19 protein-coding genes are annotated in these 20,420 nt (G+C 43.2%); 2 read left to right on the top strand and 17 right to left on the bottom strand.

Features of this window, described 5'->3' with window-relative positions; all coding sequences use genetic code 11:
* Positions 1-82: 82 nt before the first annotated feature.
* Both uvrC and ACHUET_RS08315 read right to left on the bottom strand, forming a co-directional pair.
* Positions 83-1,927: an excinuclease ABC subunit UvrC gene (uvrC, locus tag ACHUET_RS08320; RefSeq protein ID WP_394212074.1), complete on the bottom strand. Its 1,845-nt coding sequence runs from the start codon at positions 1,925-1,927 to the stop codon at positions 83-85.
* 152 nt (positions 1,928-2,079) lie between these two features.
* Positions 2,080-3,606 (bottom strand): DUF3360 family protein, encoded by a 1,527-nt coding sequence (locus tag ACHUET_RS08315; protein ID WP_394212072.1) that lies wholly within the window; start codon positions 3,604-3,606, stop codon positions 2,080-2,082.
* 511 nt (positions 3,607-4,117) lie between these two features.
* Here ACHUET_RS08315 and ACHUET_RS08310 point away from each other — a divergent pair.
* Entirely contained in the window at positions 4,118-4,675 is a 558-nt protein-coding gene (locus ACHUET_RS08310) for a DUF4442 domain-containing protein (protein WP_394212070.1), read from the top strand.
* A 254-nt stretch (positions 4,676-4,929) separates the two neighbouring features.
* Here the strand turns inward: ACHUET_RS08310 and rplS are convergent, their stop codons facing one another.
* From rplS to rpsP, 4 genes are all read right to left on the bottom strand, one after another.
* Entirely contained in the window at positions 4,930-5,349 is a 420-nt protein-coding gene (rplS, locus tag ACHUET_RS08305) for a 50S ribosomal protein L19 (RefSeq protein WP_102093129.1), read from the bottom strand.
* 205 nt (positions 5,350-5,554) lie between these two features.
* Positions 5,555-6,319 carry a tRNA (guanosine(37)-N1)-methyltransferase TrmD gene (trmD, locus tag ACHUET_RS08300; protein WP_201601560.1) on the bottom strand — a complete coding sequence of 255 codons (765 nt, stop codon included), beginning with the start codon at positions 6,317-6,319 and terminating at the stop codon, positions 5,555-5,557.
* A gap of 76 nt (positions 6,320-6,395) precedes the next feature.
* Positions 6,396-6,929: a ribosome maturation factor RimM gene (rimM, locus tag ACHUET_RS08295; protein WP_201601557.1), complete on the bottom strand. Its 534-nt coding sequence runs from the start codon at positions 6,927-6,929 to the stop codon at positions 6,396-6,398.
* Positions 6,930-7,094: 165 nt separating this feature from the next.
* A complete protein-coding gene (gene rpsP, locus ACHUET_RS08290) occupies positions 7,095-7,364 on the bottom strand; it encodes a 30S ribosomal protein S16 (protein ID WP_021812802.1) in 270 nt (89 codons plus the stop codon).
* Positions 7,365-7,802: 438 nt separating this feature from the next.
* On the opposite strand from rpsP, the gene ACHUET_RS08285 reads away from it, so the two are divergent.
* Positions 7,803-9,287, top strand: a complete 1,485-nt coding sequence (locus ACHUET_RS08285) for an ATP-binding protein (RefSeq protein WP_394212067.1) — start codon at positions 7,803-7,805, stop codon at positions 9,285-9,287.
* Between the two features lie 33 nt (positions 9,288-9,320).
* On the opposite strand, the gene ACHUET_RS08280 is transcribed toward ACHUET_RS08285, so the two are convergent.
* From ACHUET_RS08280 to atpB, 11 genes are all read right to left on the bottom strand, one after another.
* Complete coding sequence (locus ACHUET_RS08280) at positions 9,321-9,500, bottom strand: hypothetical protein (protein ID WP_238038631.1); 180 nt, start codon at positions 9,498-9,500, stop codon at positions 9,321-9,323.
* A 149-nt stretch (positions 9,501-9,649) separates the two neighbouring features.
* On the bottom strand, positions 9,650-11,338 hold the full coding sequence (locus ACHUET_RS08275) for an ATP-binding protein (protein ID WP_201601548.1): 1,689 nt from the start codon (positions 11,336-11,338) through the stop codon (positions 9,650-9,652).
* 315 nt (positions 11,339-11,653) lie between these two features.
* Positions 11,654-12,370, bottom strand: coding sequence for a response regulator (locus ACHUET_RS08270; protein WP_058023509.1), 717 nt, complete (start codon positions 12,368-12,370; stop codon positions 11,654-11,656).
* A 621-nt stretch (positions 12,371-12,991) separates the two neighbouring features.
* Positions 12,992-13,408: a F0F1 ATP synthase subunit epsilon gene (locus ACHUET_RS08265; protein ID WP_058023508.1), complete on the bottom strand. Its 417-nt coding sequence runs from the start codon at positions 13,406-13,408 to the stop codon at positions 12,992-12,994.
* Between the two features lie 114 nt (positions 13,409-13,522).
* Entirely contained in the window at positions 13,523-14,956 is a 1,434-nt protein-coding gene (gene atpD, locus ACHUET_RS08260; RefSeq protein WP_201601540.1) for a F0F1 ATP synthase subunit beta, read from the bottom strand.
* A gap of 38 nt (positions 14,957-14,994) precedes the next feature.
* Positions 14,995-15,876 (bottom strand): F0F1 ATP synthase subunit gamma, encoded by an 882-nt coding sequence (atpG, locus tag ACHUET_RS08255; RefSeq protein WP_394212063.1) that lies wholly within the window; start codon positions 15,874-15,876, stop codon positions 14,995-14,997.
* Between the two features lie 209 nt (positions 15,877-16,085).
* Entirely contained in the window at positions 16,086-17,630 is a 1,545-nt protein-coding gene (gene atpA, locus ACHUET_RS08250; protein ID WP_201601534.1) for a F0F1 ATP synthase subunit alpha, read from the bottom strand.
* A 93-nt stretch (positions 17,631-17,723) separates the two neighbouring features.
* On the bottom strand, positions 17,724-18,347 hold the full coding sequence (locus tag ACHUET_RS08245; RefSeq protein ID WP_075106456.1) for a F0F1 ATP synthase subunit delta: 624 nt from the start codon (positions 18,345-18,347) through the stop codon (positions 17,724-17,726).
* Positions 18,348-18,360: 13 nt separating this feature from the next.
* The gene (locus ACHUET_RS08240) at positions 18,361-18,831 is read right to left on the bottom strand and encodes a F0F1 ATP synthase subunit B (RefSeq protein ID WP_058023503.1); all 471 of its coding nucleotides are present in this window, start codon (positions 18,829-18,831) and stop codon (positions 18,361-18,363) included.
* Positions 18,832-18,948: 117 nt separating this feature from the next.
* Positions 18,949-19,197 (bottom strand): F0F1 ATP synthase subunit C, encoded by a 249-nt coding sequence (gene atpE, locus ACHUET_RS08235; RefSeq protein ID WP_010197960.1) that lies wholly within the window; start codon positions 19,195-19,197, stop codon positions 18,949-18,951.
* Between the two features lie 33 nt (positions 19,198-19,230).
* Positions 19,231-20,097, bottom strand: a complete 867-nt coding sequence (gene atpB, locus ACHUET_RS08230; protein WP_075106457.1) for a F0F1 ATP synthase subunit A — start codon at positions 20,095-20,097, stop codon at positions 19,231-19,233.
* Between the last annotated feature and the right edge of the window lie 323 nt (positions 20,098-20,420).

Raw genomic sequence — 20,420 nt, 5'->3', positions numbered from 1 at the left:
GCTGCCGCAAATAAATCAAATTATCTGCAGCAGCCCTTTTTTTTGGACGTTATCAAGTTATTGGTAAAAATAATAGATCAAGCTACTCGTGCAGTACTTTATAAACCGTCTTCGCCAGTACAGGTCCAATACCTTGAACGCCTGCCAGTTCCTGCTGTGACGCGCCAAGCAGTTGCTGCATACCGCCAAAGTGATTGAGCAAATCGCGGCGGCGCTTTTCACCCAGACCCGGAATCACCTCAAGCACTGATGATGAGCGACGCTTATCACGTTTTTTACGATGGGCGGTAATGGCAAAACGATGCGCCTCATCACGAATATGCATCAACAAATGCAATGCTTTGCTATCCATTGGCAAATCGAGCGGCTCATGATCCAAAAAGTGCAAGACTTCGAGTCCCGCCTTACGTCCTTCTCCTTTCGCGACGCCAATGATCAACGTATCACCGAGAATACCCAATTCAACCAGTACTTCTTTTGCCATACTCAGCTGACCCTTACCACCATCAATCAGCAGTAAATCAGGCAACGGCTGCTTTTTATACCGCCTTGTCAGTACTTGTTTCATCGCTGCATAGTCATCGCCGCCTTGGATATCATGAATCGCATATTGACGGTAGTCACGCCTGCGTGCGCCGCCTTGATCAAACACCACGCAGCTACCAATGGTCGCCTCGCCCATGGTATGCGAGATATCAAAACATTCGATGCGATCGACCGTTCTGTCTGTCACATCTGATAATAGATCTTTTAGCGCGCCAAAGCGTGCGTGCAATTCTAAATAATCACCAAGCTTGGTCTTTAGCGCATTACTGGTATTCAGCGTTGCTAAGTCCAGCCACTCTGAGCGATGCTCACGCACATTGGTTTTGATGACCACTTTATTGCCAAAATGCGTTGCTAATGCTTCACTGACCGCCACCTGATCGGGGATCTCATGACTCAATATAATCTCGGCTGGTAGATCGTCCGTCACCTGAAAATAAAACGAGGTAATAAAAGCCGATAGGTTATCTGCTAGCGGCTCGCTACTGTCCACATCAGGGAAATAATTTTTGCCGCCCAATACTCGGCCGCCGCGTACGGTTAGTACATTGACACACGTCATGCCCGCTTGACTGGCAATGGCTATCACATCTGCCTCACCTTGCACCGTATAGACGGCCTGCTTTGCTTGCACTTCGCGTAGCATCGACAGCTGATCACGATAAAGGACGGCTTTTTCAAAATCTAGTGCTTCAGCCGCGCCTTCCATCTTCTCAATCAGCGTGGTATGAATATCGCTAGAATCACCCTTCAAAAACCGAATGGTATTATTAACGTCCTCTTTATATTCTTCTGGCGATACCAATCCTACGCAAGGCGCACGGCAACGCTTAATCTGATACTCCAGACAAGGACGCTGGCGCTGCTTAAAAAAAGTATTGGTACATTGGCGCATCTGAAACATTTTTTGCATCAACACCAGCGTTTCTTTTGCTGCATGGGCAGAGGGGAACGGCCCGAAAAAACGGCCTTTTTGATGATTGCCTTTGCCGCGCCCATACGCCAAACGAGGATAAGGCTTATCCGCTGAAATAAACACGTATAGATACGACTTATCATCACGCAGCAAGACGTTATAAGGCGGGCGATATTCTTTAATTAAGTTCTGCTCGAGCAACAGCGCTTCGGTCTCACTACGCGTGATAATGGTCTCAATATTATGAATCCGTGCCACTAGCGCCCGCGTCTTTGGATGATCAATCGTCTTGGCAAAGTAACTATTCACGCGGCTTTTTAGCGACTTGGCTTTACCAACATATAAAATATCGCCGTTTTTGCCCAGCATCTTATATACCCCTGGCAAATTAGGCAGGTTCTTGATCAGATGTTTAAGACGGGCTTTTTTATCATCGACAGGACTCGATTCTGAGACAGTAACCATAGAATTTATTGCTCTTAAAAATCTTAGTAATACTGCTAGTTATGGGGCAGGAATCGTGGTTTTGCAAGCTGATTATTGCCTCAATAGCACGCATAAAAAAGCCAGCTTTATGCTGACTTCGTTTGTTCGGTCATATGCTAATCATGAATGGTCTAATGACGGAAGTTTGCCATCAATGCTGGAATACCTGGCAACATACCAACAATAGCCATCACACCAGTCAGTACCACAAACATAATACCCGGTATGATCCAGCGACTCATTTTAGTCAAACTGGCACTGCGCTCTTTTGAGCCAATCAAGCCCAAATTATCAAGCAATAGCGTGAGTGACCAACCAAAGGCTGGGTTCACCAAGGCAGAAGCAAACACCACAATAGCAGCAGACTGCGTGGTTTTACCTTCGCGCGTCATCTCCATGCCAGCCTCTAAGAGTGGGATGAAAACCCCAACGATCAATGCCACGCACATCACTGGTTGCCAGATAGCCAAATCCATTGGATAGCCCCAGACACCTGCGATAATACAGAACAAGGCCGTCAATAAAGCACCAGCAGGAATCGGACGTTTCGCAATCGCCGCAGGAACAATATAAGTACCCCAAGAGGACGCAAAGTTGGCACCGCCTAGCACAGAGCCAACTACCTGACGAAATGAAGCGCTGGTCATCGTATCATCGATGTCCATGAGCACTTTTTCAGTACGCTTAGGGTAGCTGATTTTTTGGAATACCTGATGGCCCAAGAAATCTGGTGACCACATTGCCACGGCCAAAATAGCAAAGGGCAATACCACAATGAAGCTTTCAATCGTCGGTAGCCCTAACATCCAACCTGTATTCTCACCCCACCAATACATTGGGTTCATATGCGGTAGACCTGGTGCTGTTTTGAACGCAAAAGGTGCGCCCAATGCAAAAGCAAGACCGCCACCTAACACGCAGCTGAGCGGAACCGCAAGCCAACGTTTTTGCCAATGTTCAAGTAATGCATATAGTAGGATAGTCGCTAAAATAATAAAGAAAGCAATGTGCGACATACCAATCCCTTCTGCCCAAGCAAAAAGGTTCTTAACCTGTGAGGTGGTTCCGATAAACCCTAAGTAAATCAACAGGCCACCGCATACGCCTTTACTGGTTAAATTGGCCAGTAAGCTCCCCCCTTTACTAATAGCGAGCAGCAGACCAAAAGCCCCAATCAGTAGGCCAAAAGCCATCGGATGACCACCTGCAGCAACAACAATGGGAATCAATGGAATAAGTGGCCCATGAGTACCGGCAAGGTTGGCCGTCGGTAGCAGAAATCCAGAAAACAAGACAATAAAGAACGAGACAATCAACAACTCATAACGAACGTTTTCTAAAACAAAGGCATCACCTAGGCCGAGTGGGCCTGCAAAGGTTGCCGCAATCGCGCCCACCATGACCACTTTACCGATGGTCGCTGCCATCGCTGGGATAGTATCTTCATACTCAAAACGATAATCACGAAATGGTAAATTGGGACGCCAGCGTTTTGGCTGCATGATTTGCAATTCATGATTTAGATAAGCGTCACGACTGTCAAAACTTGAGCTTGGCTTATGCAAATCTATATAACTGCCTTGCAATTCGCTATCTTGATTTTCTGGATTTGATTCCGGCGTGTTAGACCTTAAAGATGAGGTCTGAATGTTACTCATCACATTTCCTTGTGTTGATTGCATTTTTAATTGGCTAACGATTTTAATTTGATATTCGCTAAATGACCGGTCGGTCACAATAAGCGGAAAACCATTGTATGTTAAGGGATAAGAAAATGCGAATTTAAGGTGAATTAAAGAGACTATGTGTATCGTTATAATATATAAATTAAAGTTTTCATTGGATACAGGAATGAACTTAATAGGAAACTAACAGGAAAAAACAGCGCCAATTTGGACGTAAAATTAAATCAAAGGCCAGTTTTCTTAAGAATGACTTACATCTGAATATTTTTTATCATATAACTAAATACTAAAGATAGTTATAATAAATACTAAATATTACTTTGCGATAGCTATAAAGACTATGCCCAGTTACGCTTTAAAACTAGCGAGCGCAGTCATTTTTAACTATGATAAATGTCTTTGTCGTTTATCATCTAATAGCAAGCACTAAAAAACAGCGCTACCCATATCACTGAAAAATCAATAAAAGCAACAGGATAGATTTATGAGTGTACTACCCAGCAATTTTGAGACTTTGAAGCGTCGAGCCAAGCAAAGTATCATGCCGCTACTGACCCCGCACCTACTGAAGTTGCGACTCAATACTTACGCGCCCTATATCGGTGCAGGCATCAAAATCGATCACATCAGCCTCGATCAGGGATTGTGTGTGGTCAGCATGGGACTGACCACTCTCAACAAAAATATCGTCGGTACTCAATTCGGCGGTAGCTTATACTCCATGGTTGATCCCTTCTATATGCTCATGCTGATGCATCAATTGGGTAGTAACTATGTGGTCTGGGACAAAAGCTCACATGTTGATTTTGTCGCGCCCGGTAATAGCAGAGTCACAGCACGAATGAAAATACCTAGCACTGAAGTGATTACCATTCAAGAGTTAGCAAAAGACGGTGAACCTGTGTTTCGTGAATATAAAGTCGATATCGTAGACGACCAGCAAAAACTCATTGCTACCGTCACCAAAACCTTGTATATCAGACTACGCAAATACAGCAAATCTAAAGAGCAAGCTAGCCGAATTGAAACGCCCCATACCTGAATAGTTTTCGACTATTCGCAAAAAGTAGCACCTATTAGCTGTGAATATCCAGCTAATCACCCCGCAAGCCTAAATTGATAAGCGTTCACATACAAAAACCCCAATCCAGCATTCGCATAGATTGGGGTTTTGTCTTTTTTGGTATGGCCCGCTTATTTATAAATAAACCTATGAATAAGGGCTTGTATCTACTATTACCTTGTTTTGAGTCAATTCTAAAACCATACAATCAACTCAAAACGGCAAACTTGTACTTAGATACCAGGTGCAGTATCAACTGCATCAGGTACGCCAGCGTCAGTCTTTTTCTGAGCTGGACGTGGCGCAAGTTTTTCGCGGATACGTGCTGATTTACCAGAACGCTCACGTAAGTAGTACAGTTTCGCACGGCGAACAGCACCACGACGTTTCACTTCAATGCTATCGATGATTGGTGAGTGCAATTGGAATGCACGCTCAACGCCAACGCCGCTTGAGATTTTACGTACGGTAAACGCTGAGTTTAAACCGCGGTTACGCTTAGCAATTACAACGCCTTCAAAAGCCTGTAAACGCTCACGCTCACCTTCACGTACTTTTACTTGTACCACAACGGTATCGCCGGGTGCAAAGTTTGGGCGCTCGATCAATTGAGCGTTTTCGATGACCTGAACCAATGGATGCTTGTTGCTCATGAGAGTTATCTCCTCACATTAGATAATAGAGGCTTTACGCATATCACCTGTTTGTAATAATTAATCGTATCTCTTTATAGTGAGATACAACATAAATGGGTTATAACCAACGGCCACTATGCGATGACTCGTTTTATTATTGCTCAAAATTCTGTTTCTTAACTGTTTATCAAGCTTAATGACGATAAAATCAGGTATCAACAACCTACTTTTTATCTGCTTTTGCTAGTGCTTTAAGCCACTTCGCTTGCTCTACCGTCGGAGTAAACGCTTGCCACAAATCCGGACGACGCGCTTGCGTACGACTGACTTGCTGACTAAAGCGCCACTTAGCGATATTGGCATGGTGACCCGAAAGTAACACTTCAGGAACCGCCATACCCGCAAACTCATGCGGCTTGGTATAGTGTGGACAATCAAGCAATCCATCGACAAACGAGTCTTGCTCTGCTGACTTATCATCACCCATGATATCGGGTAGACGACGTATCACACTATCCATCAGCACCATTGCTGGTAGCTCACCACCAGTCAACACGTAATCACCTAGTGATACTTCCATATCGACATATTGTGACAGCAGGCGCTCGTCGATGCCTTCATAACGACCGCATAATAAAATCATGCCATCATAATCAGTCATACCGACTACGCTACTCTCACTAAGCGTTTGCCCTTGCGGTGACATATAAATCACCGGACAATGCTCACTATCGACACGGCAACCGTATTGCTTGGCACGCAAGCGTGCATCCTCAATGGCTTTCGACAATGGCTCAGCCATCATCACCATCCCAGGACCGCCACCATACGGGCGCTCGTCAATACGGCGATAGTTATCAGTGGTATAATCACGTGGATTAATGCATTCAATCGTAACTTGCTCCTGAGTCACTGCCCGTCCCGTGATTCCAAACTCACGAATCGTGGCAAACATCTCAGGAAAAATACTAATTACGGCAAAATACATCTGATGTCTACTTGCATTGAGGCTAAAACAATCGGTGTGACTATCAATGAACACTAACTAAAAGCTAGAATCGATATTAATAATCACTCGGCCATGCCACAAGTACTGTTTTTTCAGTCATATTGACCTCTATCACAGTTTGCTTATGCCATGGAATTAGGCGCTCTTCATTATCCAAACTGTCTGAATTGGCTGCCACGCGCATAATGTCGTGGGCACCAGTTTCAAACATTTCAGTGATATTGCCTAAATACTCGTTCTGCTCGTTCATCACGCGCAAACTGACCAAATCCGACCAATAATATTCGTCTTCAGCTGTTTCAGGCAAGACGTTTTGTTCGACCCAAACGGTAACACCGTTCATGGTCTCAGCAACATTACGATCAGGAATCTGCTCAAATTGAGCCACAATTCCTGTTCCTTGCTCACGCCAAGCTTTGACAGTCAAAGGTTTCATGCCAGTGGCGGTTTTCATCCACCACGGCTTCATGTCGAATATCGCTGTACGATCATCCGTATCGCTAAATACCCAAAGCCAGCCTTTGATGCCATAAGGCTTCTTAAGCTGACCGATTTTCATAAGGGCACTAGCGTTTGGAGTGGATGACATAGCAGCTAACCTAACAATGATTAAAACAGCAATTGCAAAAACAATTGTGTCAAAAGCGATAAACAGTTAATGGCGCACCCTGGTCAAACCAGTTACGCTATGTATTCTAAAGTCTACTGAATCGTCTTGTAGTCATACTACAAGTGGCTCAGTAGCAACGAAAACTTAAGCAGTTGCTTCAGTTTGTGCTGCAGACTTGTTGTAAGCTTTTGCTAATGAAGCAACGCGATCTGAAGGTTGTGCACCTTTTGCGATCCACGCATTGTACGCTTCCATGTTTAGGCGTACTGCTTCTTCAGACTCTTTAGCGAGTGGGTTAAAAAAGCCGATGTTTTCAATATAGCGACCGTCACGCGCGCGGCGTTGATCAGCAACAACTACTTGATAAAATGGGCGTTTCTTGGCACCGCCCCGTGCTAAACGAATAACAACCATGTGAATTCTCTCTTTCGCAGGTATACCAAAAAGGGCATAATTATATCACAGTCTTTATTTGTTGAAAACATAAACCGTGCATATTTAATTATTTATTAACAATAGCTTAAATACCCGTCTATGTAAAACATAATCGAGCATAACCGTGCGTTTTATACAATTATTAAGGACTCTCTATCTTAATCAGTTACTAAAATATACCGCGCTTTAGGTTTGGTATTATTAAAATAGTGGAGAGGTACATAACAAACTGCTTAAATGAATAGCGTCACAGTACGATTCATTGGTTATGCTATTCTATGGTGTGTTGAAGTAGACTGACACACCCTACTCTCAGCCACCATGTTTAGAAATAACCCGCTCTTTCTCCAAAATACAATCGCGGCTTAACTCAAAACCAAATTTAATCAGACATCTTTCTTAATCTGCTGGATTTATATGATTACTCCAAACTCAAAGCCCCGTCGCAAAGGTTGGCTACCACGTTCTTATTCCAATACTTGGCTGACAACCTTGATGGTCGCTTTTATTGTTCTCATCAGTGTGAGTTTGTCGATTTTATTCTTTTGGCGTAGTCTTTATCTGCCAGAACTCAAAAACCATGCGCGTTATTTGACAAGCGAGCTGCGATTAATTAATAGTGTGAATAAAGACTGGCAATATCGTCCTGATATCCGCCAATGGGTGTATCAGCATTCTCATGTCGTGGTGGTGAACAACCCCAGTGACTTTCCGGAGGTGGCTGACAAAGCATTTGTGAGCTTCTTTACTGATGTACTTCAGTATGAGATTGGTGCGCAGCTGGGTCGACCTGTCGAAGTTTATTTCAAGTTCAAACCAACACCGCAGCTTTGGGTACAAGACAGCCGCGATGACAGTTTCTGGATTCGTGAGCCAGTGGTTTACTACTCGCAGTACAGCCCAACATTGCTCATATTGTTTTTGATTGGATTGCCTATCTTATCGCTGCTGACCATTATTTTGTTAGCACGTCAATTGAACCGCCCTTTACGTTATTTGCAACGTGCAGCGACTAACTATATTCGTCTGGGTCATGCGACTACACTGCCAACGCAAAAAGGCCCTACCGAGATACGTCAAGTGAATATGGCTTTCAACCGTCTATTTACAACGTTAAATCAAGCCCAAAAAGAGCGAACCATCATGCTCGCTGGTATCTCACATGACCTGCGGACACCTTTGACTCGTATGCGTCTGACTGCTGAGATGCTACCAGATGATTTTTTTCGTGAAGGGCTAATTTACGATATTGAAGATATGGATGCGATTTTGGAGCAGTTCATCTCATTTATGAAAGATGGCTCCGATGAGCCAGTTAGCTTGACCAATTTGGACACGATATTTAATGAAATAATGGTGCAGTTTGCACCGATGAAGTTCGTTTATCAATCAGAGTGTCACAAAGTCGTTCCTGTACGCCCCTTATCCATCAAGCGTCTCATCATCAATCTGATCAATAACGCCAATCGTTATGGTAAACCGCCGATTTATCTATCAGCCACGGTGATACCAACATTTATAGAAACGGTTGAAGAAGAAGATAGCGATGTCGTCAGTGAAAACGTTGTCAATAAGGAAGCACAAGAGCAACTGATGATTTGTGTGCGTGACTGCGGTGATGGTGTGGCAGAGGATCAATTGGAGCGTATCATGCAGCCATTTGAGCGTGGAGAGACCGCACGTACTACCCAAGGTAGCGGTCTAGGGCTGGCCATTGTAGATCGCATTGCGCGGTTACATCATGGTACGGTCGAGGCGATTAATCACCCTGATGGTGGGTTACAAGTATGCGTGCGCATACCCCTACTCTCTAAAGTTGCTGGAGACAATACCTTGGCTGCTGATGCAGTCGATGACACATCTACAGTCGATAGTATTACATCGAATGAAGACAATCCTTAACACGATCGCTTAAACAAACCCTGCGTGGATAAATTAATCTTTGCTACCAATGATAGGCGGAATATATTCAGCACTATTAGTAAACGTCAATGGCTGAGTAATTTCTTCTTTGGCTGTCTTTAGCGTTTGGGTTGTTGATGGCTGCTTTAGAAACAAGTAGTAACCCAGCGTAATCGCATTTAATAGCACCAAGCCACCAAATAAATATGGCATCCTTTGCCTCCTATATTGTCAAACTACCCTAGAATAAGCTGCTGCAAACAAGACACCTGATTATCAAAATACTGATGATCGGGTTCGTTTAATGATGACAAATTTTTTACTTGTCATCATTGTTTAGTTGTCATCATTGTTCAACGTCATTATTTAGTGTCAAAATCGCGTTCGCTTTTTTCTTGCGTCAATTCGTCAGCAGCCAAAATTTGCGTCAATGGCTTGATAGGCCATGTCATTACGAATCTTGCGCCGCCAAGATCTCGGCTTTCATCTACTTTCATACTACCATTAAACCAAAAGGCAATGCGCGATACAATAGACAGACCTAGGCCGTAGCCGCCTGATGCTCGTGTACGGCTATCATCCAAGCGCGAAAACGGTATAAATACTTTTTCACGATCAGCCTCAGGAATCCCATGACCGTCATCTTCGACGCTGACAAATGCATTACCCTTTTTGACACCAGCACTAATAATGATCGTGGTCTCGGCATAACGTAAAGCATTACCTGCAAGATTCTGAATCACACGGTGCAGATAGCGTCGATCGGCAATCGCGGTTACTTTTGCATTTGGCAAGTTGGTCACTATTTTAATCGGCTTACCTAGTGCATTGGTCTCACGCTCAATCTGCTGTAGCAATTCTCTGAGATTTACTGGTTCTAAATCTAATTTTGGCGAGCCCTCTTCGAGCTTAGCATAAGTCAAAATCTCATCAATCAAGCCATTAAGTGATTCGATATCTTCATCGATATAGTCACGCTGCATAAAGCGTGAATCTTCGTCATCAGTATCAGCCAGCATATCTACCGCAAATCGAATACGAGCAACTGGCGTACGAAGCTCATGTGATACGGCTCGCGTGAGCTCTCGTTGCGACTCAATCAAACGCTTGATATGTGACGTCATCGCGTTAAAGGTCGCTGATAAACGTGCGATCTCATCTTGACCAATTACTTGTACTTGAATATCAAGGTTGCCTTTACTCACCTCATTAACACCAACTTGAATCAGCTGTAGCTTGCGCTCAAGTGGGAAAATGAGCGCATAAACACCCAAACTGATTAAAAACATACTAATCAGAATCATACTAATAATCAAATTAAGTGGGAACCAATTAAACAATGGTACAGGGCCTATCAGGACTGCCATATCATTAATTTCAGACGGAACCACTATCTTGATGGCCGAACTACTGGTACTGCTATTAGGGTCTTGTAATGAGATGACCACTTCATCACGGCGTAGGCGTGACATTTGATCTGAATCTAAATCGAGCGTGTTAACAGGCACAAATGCCAGAGGGAAAGAAAATTTCTCCTCAAGTTCGGCCAAGCGCGCACGTTTATCAGACAAGGTGACTTCATAAGACAAGTCGTCCAATAAAAAGACAGCAATTGCTCTGACTTGCTGTTCCGTGACTTCCGATATTCGTGCTGTTAGGACATTCTCATTATCCGGCAAGCGATAATAGACATCTGCATACACAGGCTGTTCGACGTAACGAACGACAGTATTATCATTTTTAAAGCGGCGTAGCTCGCTGGCAGTAAAATCTACTTCATCAATAGGTATGATTTTGAAATTTGCACCAAACAAACTACTGGCATCAGACAGCCAGTATTCACGCTCTTCTGCAGTATTTTGGTGAGAGATACCTTCGCTCACCAAATGAAAAGCCCCCATTGCCATGTTTTCACGGTAGGACTGTACACGCTCCTTATTGATAGTACCCATCAATAACTGCGCAAACAATGCTACGCACAAACAGACTATGAGTAGTCCAGCATAGATACGGACAAAAATACTGTGTTTTAAAGAAGAGACTAATGACATACGTGCCGTGACCAACTTAATAAATAAAAACTGCTGATATCATCTAGCATATAAGCACTGCTATGTGATTGATATCGAACACTGTTGAATAGGATTATCAGACGCTAAATAGTATATTTTAATGGATATGCAATAATCATCCAAAAAGAATAGACATTTTATACATTTAGTTCGCGTCCATAATAAGTGCTTAATTAAACCACATAACACCGCATTTAAGTTCAAAAATTAGAATTTAGCCATAAAAAAACCAGCAACTAGGCTGGTTTTTTCAAACGACGATCAATATTTAGTCATTAAATGAGCAAAAATGACTTAGTTACCTTCTTTCACAAACAGATAGCCCTTACTACGTACCGTCTTAATACGTTTTGGATTTTCTGGATCATCACCGATTTTTGGACGGATACGTGAGATACGTACATCGATTGAGCGATCTTGTCCATCATACTCAATACCGCGTAGACGCTCAAAAATATCTTCACGAGATAAGATACGGCCTGCGTTAGACGCAAGTAACCATAGTAGATCGTATTCTGCACTGGTGAAATCAACCAATTCATCACCTAGATTGACTGAACGACCACCGTTATCGATGACTAGCTCGCCAAACTCTAGACGCTGTGGCACGTCTTCTGACGGTGCATTTTCTGAACGACGTAGCAAGGCACGAATACGGGCAAGCAATACACGCGGCTGGGCAGGCTTGGCAACATAATCGTCAGCACCCATCTCAAGACCCAATACTTGATCCATATCTTCAGTACGCGCAGTCAACATCAAAATCGGATTTTGATAATGCGGACGCACTTCACGACAAACCGTCAATCCGTCGCTACCAGGAAGCATAACATCAAGTACGACCATGTCTGGTTGCTCATTGACGATACGGCGAATAGCGCGGTTACCATCAGTTTCAATTGCTACTTCTAAACCATTTTTGACCAAGTAATCTTGAGTCAACATGGCCAGACGCTCATCATCTTCAACAATCAAGATTCGGGGGGTGTTGTCTTCTTCAGTCGTTGTCATTGTTATATCCTCTAATACATCTAATTTAAAAGCAGTAAAAGTAAGAGCGGTAAAAATTAATAGCACCATAAAATGGCACAATCGATGTTCGTATAGCTGTTACAAACTTAGCAGCACAGTATACTATTAAACGTATCGCTTCCTATACTATAGCTGATAGTCGTTAACAAAACCTATAAACTACATCGACTAAAACTTTAGTTTACGTCCAAAAATAATGTCATATATTTCCGCATTAGCTAATGGTTTTACTTTTGCAGACTACTTAATATCTAAGTGCATATAAATTATCAAATGAATGATTAAGGTTGCTCAAATACACTCAACCATCGCTGTTTATTTACGATGTTCCATTATCTAATATAACGACATATTACGATTGTCGCCAGTAACTTTTCGGAATATTCTAATATTGTTTCTCTCAATCATAGATGAACGATTTTACTTTAAAGAATAGAGAATTCATTTATTCATACCTCAGATCTGAGCGAGGTCAATCATGATAAAGTGAATCAATCATTAACGAGTAGACATAAAAAAACAGCCCATATAATGGACTGTCTTTTTATCATTACTTGGAACAGTAAACTAAAGCGAATATTTACGGTTATTAGTAATAGATTACGCGCGGTTTTTATACTTACGGATAGTCTGTAGTTGTCCTACTGACTCTGCAAGTGAGGCCAAAGCCGCATTGGTTTGTAATGTGTCAGATTGATTGACCAGCATTTGCTCCGCTTTTTTGCGTGCTTCAACGATTTTACTTTCGTCAAGATTATGCGCACGCATGGCTGTATCCGCCAATACGGTAACCATTTTTGGTTGTACTTCTAATACACCACCTGAAACATAGATCACTTCTTCTTCGCCGTTTGCTTTTTGCACTCGCATTGCACCCGGTTTTAGCAAAGTAATAAGCGGTGTGTGACCTGGCAATACACCAATCTCGCCTTCGGTGCCAGTAGCTATTAACATGCTAATTTCGCCTGAATACAACTCTTCACGAGCACTTACGACGCGACATTGTAACGTTGCCATACTTAACTCCTTACCATAAAAGCGCGATCAAAAAACAGTAAAACTGCGATGCGTTACTAAAGAGTAGATATAAGGTTGATATTATATCTACTCTTTAGCTTATACGCATACAACTTACGCTGACTTAGACTTCATTTTTTCAGCTTTAGCAACAACTTCATCGATGCTACCAGCCATGTAGAACGCTTGCTCTGGTAGGTCGTCGTATTCACCAGCGATGATTGCTTTAAAGCTAGCAATGGTATCGCGTAGTGGTACGTATTTACCAGGTGCACCAGTGAATACTTCGGCTACATGGAATGGCTGAGACAAGAAGCGCTGGATCTTACGAGCACGATAAACAACCAGTTTATCTTCTTCTGATAACTCATCCATACCCAAGATAGCGATGATGTCTTTAAGCTCTTTATAACGCTGTAGAACTTCCTGAACACCACGAGCAACATTGTAATGCTCTTCGCCGATTACTTGTGGATCTAGCTGACGTGAGGTTGAATCGAGTGGATCAACCGCAGGATAGATACCTTGTGATGCGATGTCACGGCTTAGTACAACTGTTGCATCCAAGTGAGCAAACGTCGTAGCAGGTGATGGATCGGTCAAATCATCCGCAGGTACGTATACCGCCTGAACTGAAGTAATAGAGCCTGACTGAGTTGACGTAATACGTTCTTGTAGTAAGCCCATCTCTTCAGCTAGTGTTGGCTGATAACCAACCGCTGACGGCATACGACCAAGTAGTGCTGATACTTCTGTACCAGCTAGTGTATAACGGTAGATGTTATCAACAAACAATAGTACGTCACGACCTTTGCCAGTAACAGGATCTTTGGTATCACGGAAGTATTCAGCCATGGTCAAACCAGACAGTGCAACACGTAAACGGTTACCCGGTGGCTCATTCATCTGGCCATATACCATTGCAACTTTAGACTTACTGAAGTCTTCGGTGTTTACAACGCCAGCTTCCTGCATTTCGTGATAGAAATCGTTACCTTCACGAGTACGCTCACCAACACCAGCAAATACTGACAAACCTTCATGTTTTAGAGCGATGTTGTTGATCAGCTCCATCATGTTAACGGTTTTACCAACACCAGCACCGCCAAACAGACCAACTTTACCACCTTTAGCGAATGGGCAAAGTAGATCGATAACTTTAATACCAGTCTCTAGCAGCTCAGTGCTATTTGACTGATCCGCGTAGCTTGGTGCTTCACGGTGGATAGACCATTTATCGTCAGCAACAACGGGACCTTCTTCATCGATAGGACGACCAAGAACATCCATGATGCGACCTAGCGTACCAGTACCAACAGGCACAGAGATAGGTGCACCAGTATTAGTAACAGGTAGGTTACGCTTTAAACCTTCGGTTGAACCCATTGCAATAGTACGTACGATACCATCACCTAGCTGTTGCTGTACTTCTAGGGTGGTTTCGGTACCATCTACTTGCAAGGCATCAAAAATTTGAGGAACTTCATTACGGTTGAACTCAACGTCAAGAACCGCGCCAATAATCTGTACAATACGACCGCTACTCATTGCGTTCTCCTTGAACTTCTATATATAGGTGTAGTCAATTATGAAACAGCAGCAGCACCGCCAACGATTTCCGAGATTTCTCGGGTAATCGCCGCTTGACGCAGCTTGTTATAAACCAACTGTAAATCGTTAATAAGGTCACCAGCATTATCTGTTGCCGCTTTCATCGCAACCATACGTGAAGACTGCTCAGAGGCAATGTTTTCCATTACCGCTTGATAAACAATCGACTCGATGTAGCGACCAAGCAATTCATCAATCAACGTCTTGATGTCAGGCTCGTAGATATAATCCCAGCTAAGTTCTGTCTGTAGACCACTATCTTCATCACCAAATGACTGCTCTGGTAGAGGAACCAACTGATTGACTGTTGGTTTCTGAGTCATCGCATTGATGAATCGGTTGTAGACCACATAGATACGGTCAATATTGCCGTTACTATAGTCTTCAAGCATAGCCTGAACCGGTGCATTCAATTGCTCAAACGTTGGTTTATCGCCATAGTCGGTCACAGCCGATGTAACTTTACCACCAAAGTTTTTGAAGAAACTCACACCTTTGGCACCGATGACTGCAAACTCAGCTTGTACTGACTGACCTTGATAATCTTGGATACTTTTAGTTAAAGCTTTGAATAGGTTAATATTCAAACCACCCGCTAGGCCACGGTCAGAGGTAATGACAATATAGCCAACCTTATTGACTGGACGCGATACCATATACGGATGTTTATAGTCTGATGAGGCATGCACCAAATGTGAAATAACCCGGCGCATACTATCAGCATACGGGCGACCCACTTCCATGCGCTCTTGGGCACGGCGCATTTTACTTGCCGCTACCATTTGCATCGCACGAGTAATTTTCTGGGTGCTTTTAATACTGGTGACTTTGGCACGTATCTCTTTTAAGCTTGCCATAATGATTCCAATATAAGAGGGTTAAAAAGCATTGGCGCATGCGACAATCGTTTGATATACAACATCACTTTTATAGAATAACATTTTATATCTTGTGGCATTACGCGATCTAATACCGATCATGGTTAAAACAGTGGCGCAAATATCTGATCAGACAACGCGCCACTTTTTAAATACCAGTTATAACCAATTCGGCTTAACCCGTTAAATTAATAACTGTGATTTTGTTTAAAGGTCTCTAGAGATGACTTTAAACGACCTGCGATATCGTCGTTGTAGTTCGCAGTGTCATCAATTTCACGCATCAATTCACTTTGCTCATCATGCATATAACGCAAGTACGCTTCTTCGAAAGAACCAATCTTTTCGACAGGTACGTCAGCTAAGAAGCCTTCGTTTGAAGCATAGATAACGGCTGCTTGCTCAGAGATTGACATCGGCTGATACTGCTTTTGCTTCATCAATTCAGTCACACGCTCACCATGATCAAGCTGCTCGCGCGTTGCGTCATCAAGATCTGAGGCAAACTGAGCGAATGCTGCTAGTTCACGATACTGAGCTAGAGCGGTACGGATACCACCAGATAGCTTTTTGATGATCTTAGTCTGAGCGGCCCCGCCCACACGAGATACCGAGATACCAGCGTTGACTGCTGGACGGATACCTGAGGCGAATAAACTAGACTCTAAGAATATCTGACCATCAGTGATCGAAATCACGTTGGTTGGTACGAATGCAGATACGTCACCAGCTTGGGTTTCGATGATTGGTAGTGCGGTTAAAGAACCAGTTTTACCTTTCACTTCACCGTTAGTGAACTTTTCTACATAATCAGCGTTTACGCGTGATGCACGCTCAAGTAGGCGTGAGTGTAAATAGAATACGTCACCAGGATACGCTTCACGACCTGGCGGACGGCGTAATAGTAGTGAAATCTGACGATAAGCAACGGCTTGTTTTGATAAATCATCAAATACAATCAGTGCATCTTCGCCGCGGTCACGGAAGTATTCGCCCATCGTACAACCTGAGTACGGTGCGATGTACTGAAGTGCTGCAGGCTCTGACGCTGAAGCAACCACAACGGTGGTGTATTCTAGTGCGCCAGTTTGCTCAAGCTTACGTACGACGTTAGCGATAGTCGAACGTTTCTGTCCGATAGCCACGTATACACATTTAATGCCAGAAGCTTTCTGTGCAATGATCGCATCGATAGCCATCGCTGTTTTACCAGTCTGACGGTCACCAATGATAAGCTCACGCTGACCACGACCGATTGGAATCATGGTGTCAACGGCTTTATAACCAGTCATTACTGGTTGATCTACTGATTGACGGTCGATAACGCCTGGAGCGATCTTTTCGACTTTATCAGTCATCTTGGCATTGATTGGACCTTTGCCATCAATAGGATTACCCAAAGCATCAACAACACGGCCTAACAGCTCAGGACCTACTGGTACTTCAAGAATACGACCAGTACAATAGGCTTTTTGACCTTCTTGCAGCTTTAGGTAATCGCCAAGTACTACCGCGCCAACAGAATCACGCTCTAAGTTTAGAGCCATTCCGTAGATTTCGCCTTCAAACTCAATCATTTCGCCGTACATGGCATCTTCAAGACCATGAATCTGCACGATACCGTCAGATACTTTGACAATCGTGCCTTCATTCTTTGCAGTTGCACCCGCATCAAGGTCTTGAATACGCTGCTTAATCAGGTTACTGATTTCCGCTGGATTCAATTGTTGCATTGCCTTGTTTCCTTTAATTTATGATAACCCGCCCACTGACTCAAATGCTCTTGCTATGACGCAGATAATATATGACTGCATCAATAAATGGCATTAGGCAGTTAGCTGTGTTTTTAACTGTTGTAACTTGCCGCGCATCGAATCATCAATGACTTTATCACCGACTTTGATTGTAGCGCCTGCCAATAAACTTGGATCAACTGATTCGTGAATCACTACACTGGCATTTAGCGAGGCAGCAAGACGCGTTTGTAGCATTTGACGCTGGTCATCAGTCAATGGGTAGGCAGAAGTCACATATGCGTCAAGCTGCTTTAAGCTTATTGCCTTGTGACGGCGATAATGCTCATAAACTTCAGGAAGCAGCGCTAGACGCTCTTGTTGCGCCAACTGCTTAACAAAATTATTGAGCTGGGGTGATACTTTAGGGTAGCTAATACTATTACCGTAGCGAGAACCTTTGCTCTCGCCTAGTAGCTGTTTAAAAGCAGAGTCGCTATCACCGGCCACTTGTGAGTCATAAAGATCGACCAAAGCAGCTGACTTATGCTCAGCAGAAACAGCTGGATTGTCTAGCCAAGTACTGAACGACTTGTCATTGACAACAGTGCTAGCGACAAGTAAGAAATCTTCCCACTCGTGTACAGCGCCGTTTTCATTGGCATAGTCAAACGCGGCTTTAGCGTACGGTCGTGCTAAGGTTGATAAGTCAGCCATTATATCCTCACAATTACAGCTTCGCCGCCAGTTGGTCTAACATACTGGCATGTTTTTGCACATCGACTTTGTCTTGCAAAATCTTCTCTGCACCAAGTACAGCCAGTTCAGCAACTTGGGCACGTAATGATTCACGCGCTTGATTGATTTCTTGGTCGATAGACGCTTGCGCTTGTTGACGAATGCGCTCGCCTTCCGCTTGGGCTTGCGATTTTGCATCTTCGATGAGCTGATTGGCACTCTTGTTTGCTTGCTCGATTAGAGCGGCAGCCTTGGTCTTTGCAAGATCAAGTTCCTGCTGGACATTTTGCTCCGCGGTCGCCAAATCTGCTTTTGCTTTTTCTGCGGCATTCAGACCTTCAGCAATTTTACGCTGACGCTCATTGATGGCACCGATAAGTGGTGGCCACACGAATTTCATGCAAAAAATCACAAATATTGCAAAAGCAATGGCTTGACCGACGAGGGTAAAATTGATATTCACGTGATCACCTCTTTGTTAATGAAAAATCAGTTTCATTGATCATGTTTGGTAGTCAAATCTTGACTATATTTAATAGAAAACCCTTGAGCACCAAACATGTACAACTGAGCTTTCGGATTAACCTGCTAGAGGGTTAGCGAACAACAATAGCATAGCAATACCAACACCGATCATCGGAATAGCATCCAAAAGACCTGCTACGATGAACATACGAGTTTGCAACTGTGAGCCAAGCTCTGGTTGACGAGCAACGCCTTCTAAGAATTTACCACCTAGAATAGCAAAACCAATACCTGTGCCAAGTGCGCCAAGACCGATAAGTAGTGCTACTGCGATAACTGTGTAACCACCTAATACTGGATCCATTGATGTATCCTCATTTACCTATTGAATGTCTAATTAATGTTCAGTTGATGATGCAAGCGACATATAAACTATCGTCAGCATCATGAATACGAACGCTTGAAGTGTAATAACTAAGATGTGGAAGATAGCCCACGGTACCGATAACGCCCATTGAATCCAAAACGGCATTAGAGCAATCAGTATGAAAATCAATTCCCCAGCATACATGTTACCGAATAGACGCAAACCAAGTGATACAGGTTTTGCTATTAAGGTAACTGCTTCTAGGATGAAGTTGATCGGGATCAAAATCGCTTGTACGATTGGGTTTTTGGCGCTAAATGGATGCAGTGTTAACTCACCGATAAAGCCGCCCAACCCTTTTTCTTTAATGCTATAAAAGATAATCAGTGCAAAGACAGAGAACGACATGCCAAGCGTGATGTTAGGATCAGTCGTTGGAACAATCTTAAAGAAAACATGATGTGGATCGTGACCCATAGCAGCGCCAACTTGTCCTGCAATACCTGGAATAAAATCAACAGGTATCAAATCCATCAAGTTCATCAAGAAGATCCAAACAAAAATAGTCAACGCCAATGGCGCGATCAATTTTGATGTACCACTGTACGAATCACGAACGTTGTTATCAACAAACTCAACGATCATCTCAACCGCTGCCTGAGTTTTGCTTGGTACGCCTGAGGTGACTTTTTTGGCAACCATCCAAAAGATGGTACAAAATAAAATACCTAGACCAACTGACCATAGCATAGAATCAAGATGGATAGCGTTAAAGCCCATTTGCCCTGCTTCTTCAGCATCATAGGCAACTTTCCAACCTTCGCCCGGCAGATAGCCGTACGTCCAATTCGTTAAGTGGTGAGAGATATATTCTGATGATGTTTGCTCGGATGCCATAATGTAAGCTTCTTATTAATCAACGATTTAATCAACTACCAAAAATATGGTTGTCATCTGATGGGGTTTAGTGTTTCTATTTGCCTTGCAATTAAGCAAACAAATAAATCATACTAAAAGCACCCATGTAACCAACAACATCCAACCCATAGTTCTATTACTAATGCTATATTTGATAACTTGACATAAATTTTAGCTATCAAAAAAGGGCTTATGATAACTCAGTAATAGCCCTTGCATGTATACGCAAAATTATTATATATGTGCTTGTCTACTGGCCATTTTTTACGACCGGCGCTTAGTGTAGCGCTCATAAACAAAAT

The organism is Psychrobacter piscatorii, assembly GCF_043641605.1.
Classification (GTDB): Bacteria; Pseudomonadota; Gammaproteobacteria; order Pseudomonadales; family Moraxellaceae; genus Psychrobacter; species Psychrobacter piscatorii_C.
The sequence above is the reverse complement of the archived record's forward strand: the minus strand, read 5'-3'. Positions and strand labels throughout refer to the sequence as shown.

Coding starts and splice junctions, on each gene's coding strand:
- uvrC (WP_394212074.1), bottom strand. CDS start 1,927: ATGGTTACTGTCTCAGAATCGAGTCCTGTCGATGATAAAAAAGCCCGT.
- ACHUET_RS08315 (WP_394212072.1), bottom strand. CDS start 3,606: ATGAGTAACATTCAGACCTCATCTTTAAGGTCTAACACGCCGGAATCA.
- ACHUET_RS08310 (WP_394212070.1), top strand. CDS start 4,118: ATGAGTGTACTACCCAGCAATTTTGAGACTTTGAAGCGTCGAGCCAAG.
- rplS (WP_102093129.1), bottom strand. CDS start 5,349: ATGAGCAACAAGCATCCATTGGTTCAGGTCATCGAAAACGCTCAATTG.
- trmD (WP_201601560.1), bottom strand. CDS start 6,319: ATGTATTTTGCCGTAATTAGTATTTTTCCTGAGATGTTTGCCACGATT.
- rimM (WP_201601557.1), bottom strand. CDS start 6,929: ATGTCATCCACTCCAAACGCTAGTGCCCTTATGAAAATCGGTCAGCTT.
- rpsP (WP_021812802.1), bottom strand. CDS start 7,364: ATGGTTGTTATTCGTTTAGCACGGGGCGGTGCCAAGAAACGCCCATTT.
- ACHUET_RS08285 (WP_394212067.1), top strand. CDS start 7,803: ATGATTACTCCAAACTCAAAGCCCCGTCGCAAAGGTTGGCTACCACGT.
- ACHUET_RS08280 (WP_238038631.1), bottom strand. CDS start 9,500: ATGCCATATTTATTTGGTGGCTTGGTGCTATTAAATGCGATTACGCTG.
- ACHUET_RS08275 (WP_201601548.1), bottom strand. CDS start 11,338: ATGTCATTAGTCTCTTCTTTAAAACACAGTATTTTTGTCCGTATCTAT.
- ACHUET_RS08270 (WP_058023509.1), bottom strand. CDS start 12,370: ATGACAACGACTGAAGAAGACAACACCCCCCGAATCTTGATTGTTGAA.
- ACHUET_RS08265 (WP_058023508.1), bottom strand. CDS start 13,408: ATGGCAACGTTACAATGTCGCGTCGTAAGTGCTCGTGAAGAGTTGTAT.
- atpD (WP_201601540.1), bottom strand. CDS start 14,956: ATGAGTAGCGGTCGTATTGTACAGATTATTGGCGCGGTTCTTGACGTT.
- atpG (WP_394212063.1), bottom strand. CDS start 15,876: ATGGCAAGCTTAAAAGAGATACGTGCCAAAGTCACCAGTATTAAAAGC.
- atpA (WP_201601534.1), bottom strand. CDS start 17,630: ATGCAACAATTGAATCCAGCGGAAATCAGTAACCTGATTAAGCAGCGT.
- ACHUET_RS08245 (WP_075106456.1), bottom strand. CDS start 18,347: ATGGCTGACTTATCAACCTTAGCACGACCGTACGCTAAAGCCGCGTTT.
- atpE (WP_010197960.1), bottom strand. CDS start 19,197: ATGGATCCAGTATTAGGTGGTTACACAGTTATCGCAGTAGCACTACTT.
- atpB (WP_075106457.1), bottom strand. CDS start 20,097: ATGGCATCCGAGCAAACATCATCAGAATATATCTCTCACCACTTAACG.